Source organism: Streptomyces thermospinosisporus, from assembly GCF_039526425.1.
In the GTDB taxonomy this organism is placed as follows: Bacteria; Actinomycetota; Actinomycetes; order Streptomycetales; family Streptomycetaceae; genus Streptomyces; species Streptomyces thermocarboxydovorans.
Map to the genome: position 1 here is coordinate 60,411 of NZ_BAAAIZ010000063.1, position 11,918 is coordinate 72,328.

The window sequence follows — 11,918 nt, forward strand, 5'->3', positions numbered from 1 at the left end:
TCACCGGGCACCGCCCGGCCAGAGTCCGTCGGGGGTGAGGCCGAGGAGGTCGATGGCGTTGCCGCGGACGATGCGTTCCACGACGGCGGGGTCCAGGTGGCCCGTCTGCGCCTCGCCGACCTCGCGGGACTTCGGCCAGGTGGAGTCGGAGTGCGGGTAGTCGGTCTCGTACAGGACGTTGCCCGGGCCGATGGCGTCCAGGTTGCGCAGGCCGAAGGCGTCGTCGAAGAAGCAGCCGCAGATGTGCTCGGCGAACAGCTCCGAGGGCGGCCGGTGCACCTTGCCGGCGACGCCGCCCCAGCCGCGGTTCTCCTCCCAGACGGTGTCCGCGCGCTCCAGGATGTACGGGATCCAGCCGATCTGGCCCTCGGCGTACATCACCTTCAGTCGGGGGAAGCGCTCGAACTTGCCGCTCATCAGCCAGTCGACCATGGAGAAGCAGCAGTTGGCGAAGGTGATGGTGGAGCCGACGGCGGGCGGGGCGTCGGCGGACGTGGAGGGCATGCGGCTGCTGGAGCCGATGTGCATGGCGATGACGGTGCCGGTCTCGTCGCAGGCGGCGAGGAAGGGGTCCCAGTCGTCGGTGTGCACGGAGGGCAGGCCCAGGTGCGGGGGTATCTCGGAGAACGCCACGGCCCGCACGCCGCGTTCGGCGTTGCGGCGTACCTCGCGCGCCGCCAGCTCGGCGTCCCAGAGCGGGATCAGCGTGAGCGGGATCAGGCGTCCCTGGGCCTCGGGGCCGCACCACTCCTCCACCATCCAGTCGTTGTAGGCGCGCACACAGAGCAGGGCCAGCTCGCGGTCGGCGGCCTCGGTGAAGGTCTGCCCGCAGAAGCGGGGGAAGGTCGGGAAGCACAGGGCGGACTGGACGTGGTTGACGTCCATGTCGGCGAGGCGCGCGGTCACGTCGTACGAGCCCGGGCGCATCTGCTCGTAGGTGATCACCTCGAGCCTGATCTCGTCCCGGTCATAGCCGACGGCGGTGTCGAGGCGGGTGAGGGGGCGGTGCAGGTCCTCGTAGACCCACCAGTCGCCGACCGGGGCGCCGGGGTCGCTGCCCGGTTCGCCCATCACGGGCTTGAAGCGCCCGCCGAGGAAGGACATCTCCTTCAGCGGGGCGCGGACCACCCGGGGGCCGGTGTCCAGGTACTTCTTCGGAAGCCGGTTCTGCCAGACGCCCGGCGGCTCGACGGTGTGGTCGTCGACGGAGATGATCAGCGGGAACGTGGTGGCGGTGGTGGTCTCGGTGGTCTCGGTGGTCTCCATGCCGGCCACCGTAGCGCCGATCTGACGGGTCGTCAGCTGCGTCGTTCAGCTACGCCTTCGCGGCCGTCGGAGGAGTGATCTGTGCGAACGAGTAGGCGGACGGTGTGAGAACCCTGTGTGGACCTGGTCCCACGGCCTGTGACGGGTGTCTCGCACGGCTGACGCATCTGCCGTGAACAAGGCAAACTGGCCTGGTTGCTCGGAGTGCGCAGCAGGACGCATAGGGGGACTCACTGCATGGACGGTGTACCGCGAGTGCCGGAGCAGCGGAGGTCCGCATCCGGTCCGGACTCCGGGTCCGGTTCCGGGGCCGGGACGGAAGGGCTGCGCTTCGGCGTGCTCGGTCCGGTGCGCGCCTGGCGCGACGGCGAGCCGCTCGCCACCGGCAGTCCCCAGCAACGCGCCCTGCTCGCGGCCCTGTTGCTGCGCGAGGGCCGTACCGCCACGGCGGCCGAGCTGATCGACGCCCTGTGGGGCGAGGAGCCGCCGTCTCAGGCGCTGGCGGCGGTGCGCACCTACGCCTCCCGGCTGCGCAAGGTGCTGGATCCGGGCGTGCTGGTCAGCGAGTCCGGCGGCTATGCGGTGCGCGGGCTCGGCGAGGGCGCGCTGGACCTGGCAGTGGCGCAGGAGCTGGCGGCCCAGGCGGAGAAGGCCCGCAACACCGGGGACCTGTGCCGTGCGCGGGAGGTGCTGCGGCAGGCGCTGGCCCTGTGGGACGGGGAGACGCTGGCCGGGGTGCCCGGCCCGTACGCGCAGGCGCAGCGGGTCAGGCTCGAGGAGTGGCGGCTGCAACTGCTCGAGACGCGGCTGGACATGGACCTGGAGCAGGGCTGCCACGCGGAGGCGGTCTCGGAGCTGACCGCGCTGACCGCGGCGCATCCGCTGCGGGAGCGGCTGCGCGAGCTGCTGATGCTGGCGCTGTACCGCAGCGGGCGGCAGGCGGAGGCGCTGGCGGTGTACGCGGACACCCGGCGGCTGCTGGCGGAGGAGCTGGGCGTGGATCCGCGCCCGGAGCTGCGCGTGCTGCAGCAGCGGGTGCTGCGCGCGGACCCCGCGCTGGCCGAGCCCTCCGCCCCCGAGGCCGAGCCGTCCACCGCTCGGGTCCGCCCCGCCCAACTCCCCGCCTCCGTCCCCGACTTCACCGGCCGGGCCTCCTTCGTCCGCGAACTGGGCGACCTGCTCTCCTCGGCGGAGGGCCGGGTGATGGCGGTGTCGGCGCTGGCGGGCATCGGCGGCGTCGGCAAGACGACCCTCGCGGTGCATGTCGCCCACCAGGCCCGCCCGGCCTTCCCTGACGGCCAGCTCTACGTCGACCTCCAGGGCGCGGGCCCGCGCGCCGCGGAGCCGGAGACGGTCCTGGGTTCCTTCCTGCGGGCCCTCGGCACGCCGGACTCGGCGATCCCGGACACGCTGGAGGAGCGGGCGGCGCTGTACCGGTCGGTGCTGGACGGACGCCGGGTGCTGGTCCTGCTGGACAACGCGCGGGACGCGGCGCAGGTGCGCCCGCTGCTGCCGGGCACGGAGGGCTGCGCGGCGCTGGTGACCTCCCGCATGCGCATGGTCGGCCTGGCCGGCGCGCACCTGGTCGACCTGGACGTGATGTCCCCCGACGAGGCGCTCGCGCTCTTCACCAAGATCGTGGGCGAGGAGCGGGTGGCCTCCGAGCGGAAGGCCGCGCTTGACGTGGTGGCGGCCTGCGGCTTCCTGCCGCTGGCCATCCGCATCGCGGCGTCCCGGCTTGCGGCCCGCCGCACCTGGACGGTGTCGGTGCTGGCGGCGAAGCTGGCCGACGAACGCCGGCGCCTGGACGAACTCCAGGCGGGCGACCTGGCGGTGAAGGCCACCTTCGAGCTGGGTTACGGCCAGCTGGAGCCCGCCCAGGCCCGGGCCTTCCGCCTGCTGGGCCTGGCCGACGGCCCCGACATCTCCCTGTCCGCCGCGGCCGCCGTCCTCGACCTGCCGCAGGAGGAGACCGAGGACCTGCTGGAGTCCCTGGTCGACACGTCCCTGCTGGAGTCGGCGGCCCCCGGCCGCTACCGCTTCCACGACCTGGTCCGCCTCTACGCGCGTGCCTGCGCGGAACGCGACGAACACCCGCCGAGCGAACGGGACGCGGCCATGTCCCGCCTGCTGGACTTCTATTTGGCGACGGCGGCTAGGGTCTATGCGATCGAACGGCCGGGGGACCGGCTGGTGGACCACCTGGCGGTGCCCGAACGCCCGGCTCTCACCTTCGAGGACCGCGACAGCGCACGCGACTGGCTCTACACGGAGGCGAACTGCCTGCTGGCGCATGCCCGTCAGTCGGTGACCGGCCAGGAGACCCTGCGCAAGGCCATCGACCTGCTGTGGGCCGCCCTCGACATCTCCGAGTCCGGGGCGAATCCCAAGGAGTACGAGGCGACGGCGGGGGCGCTGCTGGAGGCGGCCCAGCGGCTCGGGGTGCCGCGGGTCGAGGCACGGGCGCTGATGACCCTGGCGCACGCGCACCTGGACGGCGGCCGGTTCGACATGGCCGACCGGGAGGCGGAACAGGTCATCCGCCTCGCCCACGAGGCCGTCGACATCCTGCCGGTGTGCTGGGCGCACAACGCCCGGGGCGTCATCGCGCTCTATCAGGGCCGCTACGAGGACGGGGAGGCCCATCTCTCCGAGGCCATCGAGCACTTCCGCGCCCTGGGTGACCGCCCTGGCGAGGCCAGCGCGCTGTGCAATCTCTCGCGCATCCACCTGGCGATGGGGCGCACCCGGAGCGCGGTGGCACTCGCGCAGGAGGGCATCGCCATCTACGACGCGATGGGGAACTCCATGCGCGGTGCCAACGGGAGGTATGCGCTGGGCATGGCCCTCACGCAGAGCGGCCGGCTCGACGAGGCGGCGGAACGGCTCCTGGAGGCGCTGGGCGTCTTCCGCGAGAGCCGGCAGCGGCTGTGGGAGGGTATGACCTTGTTCCGCCTGGCGGAGGTCGACATCGCCGCCCGCCGCTTCGGACAGGCGGCCAGCAACGCGGAGATGGCGCTGACCGTCCTGCGCGGCATCGGCGGCGAGTGGCGGCGGGGAAATGTTCTGACCGTGCTCGGGCACGCCCTCACCGGCATTGGCCAGACCGGCCGTGCACAGGTGTGCTGGCAGGACGCCCTGGAGATCTACGAGGAGTTGGGCTCGCCCGAGGCGTCCGCCGTGCGGGAGCTCCTCAACCCCGTCAGTGCGGCCTGACAACTCGGCACGCCCGGCGTTCATCATTCGTTTATCGCCGCACGCCATTCTCGACTCAGTCGATCCGTCGCGTCGGGGGGCAGATGGGTCGGCGTCAGGGCCGTGAGCCTGCGAACCAGGGTTTGAGCGGCCGAAGGCCCGTCCGGCCATCCTCGGGGGAATGACCGGGCGGGCCCCGCGAACCACGTCTGATCCCAGATCACTTCGAGCGGAGCACATCATGAGCGACGAGCAGACCGACAAGCCGCAGGGCGACATCCACGCCACGTCGGAGCCGGCCAAGGCCGACGCCAAGAAGGGCGACGGGGAGGCCACGACGCAGGGCGACATCCACGCCACCGACGAGCCCCTGGAGACCAAGGACATCCACGCGACGTCGGAGCCCTTCAAGCCGGCGAAGTAGACGCACACCACACGGGGGGACCGACCGCGGCGGCGCGGAGGGGGAGCCGCCGCGGTCGACGTGTGTCCGGCAGACGGCTCATACGTGCGGTCAGGCCACCGTGTACTGCGTATCCCCGAAGTCGGCGATCACCCGGAGTTCGCCGCCCAGCGCACGGATGTAGGACCGCAGCGTCGCGACCTCCGTGCGGTCGATCTCTCCGTGTTCGATCGCCGAGATCCGAGGGGTGGACACGCCCATCTCGTCCGCGATGTCACGCTGAGTGAGATCCTGCTCGCGCCTGATCTCCGCCAGCCTGTAGGCACGGACCTCGGCGAGCAGCCGCTCCTTCGCAGCCTGCCTCTCCTCCGCCGTCCGCACCGGCAGCCGTGCCGCCCTCCGCTGCTCGTCGGCCCGGCGCTTGACCTCGTCCCAGCTGACGCTGCTCATGAGTACTCCCTCGTGTCCAACTCGGCGACGTGCCGGCGACAGCGCTTCTCGGCGATCGGGATGGTGATGCCGTACCACCCGTTCCAGCTTCCCGCCTTGTCGCCGGCCACCAGCAGGACGGCTCGCCGCGCCGGGTCGAACGCGAACAGGATGCGGATCTCGCTGCCGCCGCACGATCCGGGTCTCAGCTCCTTGAGATGATGCTGTTCCGACCCCTTGATCCGGTCCACCAGCGGGCGGCCGAGAGTCGGACCAAGCTCCGCCAGCGCATCGATGGCATCCTCCACCTGATCCGCACTGTCGGGATCAGTCGTCACCAGATCCCCGAACCACGCCGCCACCTCGGCGACGAGAATCACTTCCCATTGAGCCATGGCCCGGAAGTTAATGCAAGCATTAACCCGCGAAGGCGATGTTCCCGGCCTGTCACCCCAAAGGGTTCCCTCCGCCCCGCTCCCGGAGCTGGTGCTTCAGGACTTTCCCGCTGGCGTTTCCCGGGAGTTCGGGGACGAAGGTGACCCTTCTCGGGACCTTGTAGTTGGCCATGTGGCGGCGGGACCAGGTGATGAGGGCGTCCGGTGTCAGGGGTGCGCCGGGGCGGCGGACCACGTAGGCGTGGCCGACCTCGCCGAGGCGGGGGTCGGGGACGCCGATGACGGCTGCTTCGGTGACGTCCGGGTGGTGGCAGAGAAGGCGCTCTATTTCGGCGGGGTAGGCGTTGAAGCCGCCGACGATGTACATGTCCTTCAGGCGGTCGGTGATGCGCAGGTTGCCGGACGGGTCGAGGGCGCCCACGTCGCCGGTGCGGAGCCAGCCGTCGGGGGTGAGGGCCTCCCGCGTGGCCTGGTCGTCGCCGTAGTAGCCGCGCATGACGTTGAAGCCGCGGACCTGGATCTCGCCCTTCACACCGGTGCCCACGGGGTCGCCGCCGGGGGAGACGATGCGGACGTGGGTGCCGGGGATCGCGCGGCCCGAGGTGCCGGCGATCACCTCGTCGGGGTCGTCGCGGCGGCACATGGTGACGATGCCGGTCGCCTCGGAGAGGCCGTAGGCCGTCAGGACCGTCTCCACGCCCAGGTCCCGGCGCAGGCGCTGCACCAGGCCGTCCGGGATCACCGCCGCGCCGGTCACGGTGAGGCGGAGGGAGGTCAGGTCGTAGGAGGTCCGCTCGGGGTGGCCGAGGAGGGACTCCAGGAGGGCGGGCGGGCCGGGGAGGACGGTCACCCGTTCCGCCGCCAGGTGCGCCAGGGTCGCGGTCGGGTCGAAGACCGGCTGGGGGATCATCGTGGCGCCCTGCAGCAGGCAGGCCAGCACGCCCGCCTTGTAGCCGAAGGTGTGGAAGAAGGGGTTCACGATCAGGTAGCGGTCGCCGTGCCGCAGGCCGGCCAGGCCGGCCCAGACGGTGAAGGCCCGCAGGCTCTGGCCGTGGGTGCTGACGGCGCCCTTGGGGCGGCCGGTGGTGCCGGAGGTGTACATCAGGTCGGAGGGCGAGTGGCCATCGAGCTGGGCCGCCCGTGCCCTGAGCTCCCGCTCCCCCACGGCCTCGCCGGTCGCGAGGAAGTCCTTCCAGGTGAGGAAGCCGGCGGGGGCGTCGTCCGCCAGGACCACCACCCGGGTCAGGGACGGCAGGCCGCCGCCGTCCGGCTCCGCGAGCGCGCGCCGCAGGGCGGCGACGTAGGACGTGCCGAGGAAGGTGCCCGTCACGAACAGCAGGCGTGCCCCGCTCCGGCGCAGCACGTCCGCCGCCTCGGCGCCCTTGAAGCGGGTGTTGAGCGGGACGAGGACCGCGCCCGCCGAGACCGCGCCGAGGGCCGCGACGATCCAGTCCAGGGTGTTGGGCGCCCAGATGGCCACCCGGTCGCCGGCCCGGACGCCGTTCGCCAGGCAGGCCGCGGCCGAGCGGTCCACCCGGGCGGCCAGCTCCGCGAAGGTGACCCGGGTGCGGCCGTCCACGACCGCCTCCGTGTCCGGGTAGCGCGACGCGGCAGCGCGGACGGCCTCCGGGATGGTGCGCAGGGGGCCGGCAGCCGCCAGGCCGTCGTCCATCGGGTCCACGTCGTCCACCGCGTTCGCCTCCCTCGTGCCGCTCAAGTCTGCTGACTGCCCGTCAGATTAGCTGTAATCTGACGGATCGTCAGCTACGAGTCGCCGGAGGGAGCCCCCGCGGATGCCCGGACTCAAGAACGCCACCGTCCTGGTCGGCACAGGGCAGACCCCCTTCGCCCGGCACCTGACCGAGGACGAGCGCACCCTCGCCTGCCGTGCCGTGCTCGCCGCGCTCGACGACGCGGGGATCGCACCCGGCGAGGTCGACGCGGTGGCCTCGTACACCATGGAGGACACCGACGAGGTGGAGCTGGCCAAGGCGGTCGGCTTCGGGGATCTCACCTTCTTCGCCCGCGTCCCGTACGGCGGGGGCGGCTCCTGCGCCACCGTCGCCCTGCTCGCCGCCGCCATCGCCACCGGGCAGGCCTCCGTGGGCGTCGCCTGGCGGTCGAGGAAGCGGGGCAGCGGGCCCCGTCCCTGGAGCAGGACGGACGTGCAGCTGCCCACGCCCGCCCAGTGGACCCGGCCCTTCGGGCTGCTGCGCCCGGTGGACGAGATCGGCCTCCTCGCCCGGCGCTATCTGCACGAGTACGGCGCCACCCGCGACCACCTCTTCAACGTCGCCCTCGCCTGCCGCAACCGCGCCAACCAGAACCCGGCCGCGATCATGTACGACCGCCCGCTGACGCGCGAGATGTACATGACCTCCCGCTGGATCAGCGAGCCCCTGTGCCTCTACGACAACTGCCTGGAGACGGACGGCGCACTGGCCTGCGTGATCGTCTCCGCCGAACGCGCCCGGGACTGCCGGCAGCGGCCCGTGTACGTCCACGCCGCCGCCCAGGGGCTCCCCGCCCAGCACCACGGGATGGTCAACTACTGGACCGACGACCCGCTCACCGGGCCCGCCTGGACCGCCGCCCGCCAGCTGTGGAAGAACGCCGACTTCACGCCGCAGGACGTCGATGTCGCCCAGATCTACGACGCGTTCACCCCGCTGGTGCTGCTCTCCCTGGAGGGCTACGGCTTCTGCGGGCGCGGCGAGGGCGGTGCCTTCACCGAGGGCGGGGCGCTTGAGACCGGCGGCCGGCTGCCGCTCAACACCGCCGGGGGCGGACTCAGCGAGGCCTACGTCCACGGCTTCAACCTGATCACCGAGGGCGTGAAACAGCTCCGCGGGACCAGCACCGCACAGGTGCCGGGAGCCTCCACCTGCCTGGTCACCGGGGGCGAGGGCGTTCCCACCTCCGCCCTGCTGCTCACCACGTAGTCCACGACTCACTACGCAGTCCATGACTCACTACGCAGTCCATGACCTCAGGAGCCCGCATGCCCGATCTGCTCCAACCCGTCACCGACACCGACGGCGCGCCCTTCTGGGAGTACGCCAGAAAGGGCGAACTCCGCGTCCAGGCCTGCGCCGACTGCGGCGAGTTGCGCTTCCCGCCCCGCCCCTGCTGCCCGCACTGCCGGTCCTTCGTGAGCCAGTGGCGGCCGATGTCGGGACGGGGGCGCATCTGGTCCTACGTCGTACCGCACCCGCCGCTGCTGCCCGGCTACGCGGAGCTGGCGCCGTACAACGTGGTGCTCGTCGAGCTCGACGACGCGCCCCGGATCCGGCTGGCGGGAAATCTCGTCTTCCGGCCCGGCGCCGCACTCAACTCCCTGCCGCCCGAGCGCATCCGCATCGGCGCCCGGGTGCGGGTCGCCTTCCACGAGGGGATGCCCCAGTGGGTGCCGGAGCCGCGGGCATGAGCCGGGCATCCCAGGAGCAGCGTCCGCTCCGGGTCGAGCGGGAGGCGGCGCCCGGTGTCGCCGTGGTGACCCTGGACCGGCCGGAGCGGCTCAACGCCATCGACCTCGGGCTGGCTGAGGAACTCGCCGCCGTGTGGCGCTCGCTGCGCGGCGACGACTCGGTGCGGGCCGTCGTCCTCACCGGCTCCGGCACCCGTGCCTTCTGCACCGGCATCGACCGGGACACCCGCGTCCCGCAGCCCGCCTCGCCCTACTCCCAGGACGATCCGCTGCTCACCGTCGGGCCCAAGGCGAACGACCTGTGGAAGCCGGTCATCGCCGCCGTGGAGGGGATGGCCTGCGGCGGGGCCTTCTATCTGCTCGGGGAGGCCGAGTTCGTGATCGCCGGGGCCTCCGCCGCGTTCTTCGACCCGCACACCGCCTACGGCATGGTCAGCGCCTACGAGGCCGCGCTGATGGCGCAGCGGATGCCCTACGGGGAGGTCGCGCGGATGGTGCTGACGGGCACGGCGGAGCGGATGTCGGCGCGGCGGGCGCACCAGATCGGGCTGGTGTCGCAGGTGACCGAGGACGGCGGGGCGGTGGCCGCCGCCGTGGAGCTGGCGGCGGTCGTCGCCGGGTATCCGACCGAGGCGGTGCAGGGGACCGTGCGGGCCCTGTGGGCGGCCCACCAGACCGCCCGTGACCACGCGTTCGCCCTCGCCCCGCATCTGGTGGCGCTCGGCAATCTGCCCGGCGAACGGCAGGCGGAGCTGTTCGCCGGGCGGGAGCGGGGTGCGTTCAGGACGCGGTAGCAGGCGGGACTTCGCGTACGCCCCTGGGGGGCGCCGGGATGCAGTGCGGGTCAGCGCAGGGCCGGTGCCTTCGGCTCGACGTCGCAGCGGGCCACCTTGGCGGCGCTCCCGCTCACGGCCACCTGCGCGGTGGCGGAGTCGGCGCCGGGCACCTCCACGGTCCGGGTACTGGTCGAGACCAGGTTGCCCTTGCCGTCCCGGAAGGCGATGGTGACCGAGAAGGTGGCGTTGGCGGCGTTGGGGTTGGTGACCTCGACGGTGGCGTACGGGGAGGCCTTGGTGGCGCAGCGCACCAGCTTGACCGTGCCCTCCTCGAGCCCGGACGAGCTGCCCGAGTCCGCTCCGGAGCCGCCGGAGGTGTCGGTGTCGTCGTAGCTGTCGTCGTAGCCGGTGTCGCCGTCGTAGTCGTAATCGGAGTCGTAGTCGGAGTCGGAGTCGTAGTCGTCGTCCCGGTGCGAACCGCCTCCCGAGGTGGAGGAGTCGTGGTTCTGCGAGGAGCTGCTGCAGCCGCCGCCCCCGCCGCCGTGGCCGTGGCTGCCGCCGTGGCGGCCGGTGGAGAACCCGGTGAGGGTGAGGACGACGAGCGCGGACACGGCGGTGAGCTTGAGTGTGTTCCCCCGAGGCTTCATGGCCATGAGCCTAGCGAGGGACATGTCACGAGCATGTCACCGTCCCGCCACCGTCGGATACGCGGAGCAACGGCGGCCAGGTGCAGGGGCTGAGGCCGCTCCCCCCGGGGCCAGGGCCCCATGGCCACCGGCGGCCGCCGTCCGGCGCCCCTGGGGACACCGGCGCAGCGGCCGTCCCGTACGCCGCGGGACGCGCGCGCTCAGCTGGTGCGCGCCGTCCCCGTGCCCTTCTCCGCGTCCAGTGCGTAGACGCACCGGTCCTTGCTGCAGGCGTAGACGACGCCGTCGCGGACCACCGGGGAGCCGGTGATCTCGCCGCCGGTGGCGAGCTTCCAGCGCAGGCGGCCGTCGTCGGCCTTGAGGGTGTAGAGCAGGTGGTCCGTCGAGCCGAAGTGGATGCGGCCCTCGGCGACCGCGGGGGCGCCGACGATCTCGCCGCCCGCCTGGAAACGCCACTTGGGCGTGCCGGTGACCGCGTCCAGGGTGTACACGGCCTTGCCGCTGCCGACGTGCACATGGCCCGCGGCGACCAGGACGGGCTCGATGGAGGAGCGCGCCTCGGTGGCGATGCGCCAGCGGTCGCGGCCGTCGGTGGCGTCGAGGGCGTAGACCGTGCCGAGGTAGTCGGCGAGGTAGACGCCGCCGCCGGTCACCGCGGGGCCGGGAACGAACGCCGGCGGGCACAGGAAGACCGCGGGCGCCTCGAAGTGCCAGCGGACATGGCCCCCGGCGACGTCCAGTGCGATGACCCGGGTGCCGGCGGAGACGTAGACGTAGCCGTCCGGTGCCTGGGTCAGCCGCACGGGCACGCCGCCGCAGGAGGCCGCGTCCCCGATGGGGTAGGACCAGCGCTCGTCGCCGGTGCGGGCGTCGATGGCGCGCAGCCGGGCGTCCTGCCAGAGGTAGACGGTGCCGTCGTGCAGGGCCGGTCCGGCCTCGGGGGACTCGAAGTCGGTCTGGCAGCCGGTGATCTCCCACAGCTTCTGCCCGTTGGACGCCTCCCAGCCCTGGGCGCCGCCGCCGCGGGTGCCGGTGACGACGGTGCCGCGCTCGGCCCTGAGCGAGTACACCCAGGCGTCGGTGGACAGCCGCCACAGGTCGCTGCCCTCACGGGCGTCGAGGGCGTACAGGGTGGGCCCGTCGGAGGCATGGATGCGGCCGTCGGCGACGGTCATGGACCAGGCGACGTCGCGGGTCTTGAAGCGGCGCCGGCCGGTGGCCACGTCGAGGGCGTGCACCTCGAAGGAGGTGACGTAGACCAGGTCGCCGTCGACGGCGGGGGTGCCCCACAGGTCGTTGGACATGCGGAACCGCCACGGCCGCCAGCCGCTGGGCTGCTCGGGCGGCGCCGTGGCCGCCGCGGGCGGGGCACCGCCGGCC

The 11,918-nt window shown here is 72.7% G+C and carries 11 protein-coding genes; 5 read left to right on the top strand and 6 right to left on the bottom strand.

Annotated elements, in window-relative coordinates; genetic code table 11:
• On the bottom strand, positions 1–1,266 hold the full coding sequence (locus ABD207_RS21005) for an amidohydrolase family protein (protein ID WP_344014632.1): 1,266 nt from the start codon (positions 1,264–1,266) through the stop codon (positions 1–3).
• Positions 1,267–1,503: 237 nt separating this feature from the next.
• Here ABD207_RS21005 and afsR point away from each other — a divergent pair, with 237 nt between their 5' ends.
• Both afsR and ABD207_RS21015 read left to right on the top strand, forming a co-directional pair.
• Positions 1,504–4,482, top strand: a complete 2,979-nt coding sequence (gene afsR, locus ABD207_RS21010) for an SARP-family global regulator AfsR (protein WP_344014633.1) — start codon at positions 1,504–1,506, stop codon at positions 4,480–4,482.
• Between the two features lie 220 nt (positions 4,483–4,702).
• Complete coding sequence (locus tag ABD207_RS21015; RefSeq protein WP_344014634.1) at positions 4,703–4,885, top strand: hypothetical protein; 183 nt, start codon at positions 4,703–4,705, stop codon at positions 4,883–4,885.
• A gap of 90 nt (positions 4,886–4,975) precedes the next feature.
• On the opposite strand, the gene ABD207_RS21020 is transcribed toward ABD207_RS21015, so the two are convergent.
• From ABD207_RS21020 to ABD207_RS21030, 3 genes are read right to left on the bottom strand one after another with little or no spacing between them, the layout of a single operon-like run.
• Positions 4,976–5,314, bottom strand: coding sequence for an XRE family transcriptional regulator (locus ABD207_RS21020; protein WP_344014635.1), 339 nt, complete (start codon positions 5,312–5,314; stop codon positions 4,976–4,978).
• Complete coding sequence (locus ABD207_RS21025) at positions 5,311–5,688, bottom strand: type II toxin-antitoxin system RelE/ParE family toxin (protein ID WP_344014636.1); 378 nt, start codon at positions 5,686–5,688, stop codon at positions 5,311–5,313. The genes ABD207_RS21020 and ABD207_RS21025 overlap by 4 nt, the downstream gene beginning before the upstream one ends.
• 52 nt (positions 5,689–5,740) lie before the next feature.
• Complete coding sequence (locus tag ABD207_RS21030) at positions 5,741–7,360, bottom strand: FadD3 family acyl-CoA ligase (protein WP_344014643.1); 1,620 nt, start codon at positions 7,358–7,360, stop codon at positions 5,741–5,743.
• Positions 7,361–7,481: 121 nt separating this feature from the next.
• Here ABD207_RS21030 and ABD207_RS21035 point away from each other — a divergent pair, with 121 nt between their 5' ends.
• The 3 genes from ABD207_RS21035 to ABD207_RS21045 all read left to right on the top strand — a co-directional run bounded on the left by ABD207_RS21035 (position 7,482) and on the right by ABD207_RS21045 (position 9,909).
• Complete coding sequence (locus ABD207_RS21035) at positions 7,482–8,630, top strand: lipid-transfer protein (RefSeq protein WP_344014637.1); 1,149 nt, start codon at positions 7,482–7,484, stop codon at positions 8,628–8,630.
• Positions 8,631–8,698: 68 nt separating this feature from the next.
• Positions 8,699–9,115 carry a Zn-ribbon domain-containing OB-fold protein gene (locus ABD207_RS21040; protein WP_344014644.1) on the top strand — a complete coding sequence of 139 codons (417 nt, stop codon included), beginning with the start codon at positions 8,699–8,701 and terminating at the stop codon, positions 9,113–9,115.
• Entirely contained in the window at positions 9,112–9,909 is a 798-nt protein-coding gene (locus tag ABD207_RS21045) for an enoyl-CoA hydratase/isomerase family protein (RefSeq protein WP_344014638.1), read from the top strand. The genes ABD207_RS21040 and ABD207_RS21045 overlap by 4 nt, the downstream gene beginning before the upstream one ends.
• Positions 9,910–9,959: 50 nt before the next feature.
• On the opposite strand, the gene ABD207_RS21050 is transcribed toward ABD207_RS21045, so the two are convergent.
• Both ABD207_RS21050 and ABD207_RS21055 read right to left on the bottom strand, forming a co-directional pair.
• Positions 9,960–10,538, bottom strand: a complete 579-nt coding sequence (locus ABD207_RS21050; RefSeq protein WP_344014639.1) for a hypothetical protein — start codon at positions 10,536–10,538, stop codon at positions 9,960–9,962.
• A gap of 200 nt (positions 10,539–10,738) precedes the next feature.
• Positions 10,739–11,918: outer membrane protein assembly factor BamB family protein (locus tag ABD207_RS21055; RefSeq protein WP_344014640.1), on the bottom strand; the 1,180-nt coding region annotated here is incomplete at its 5' end.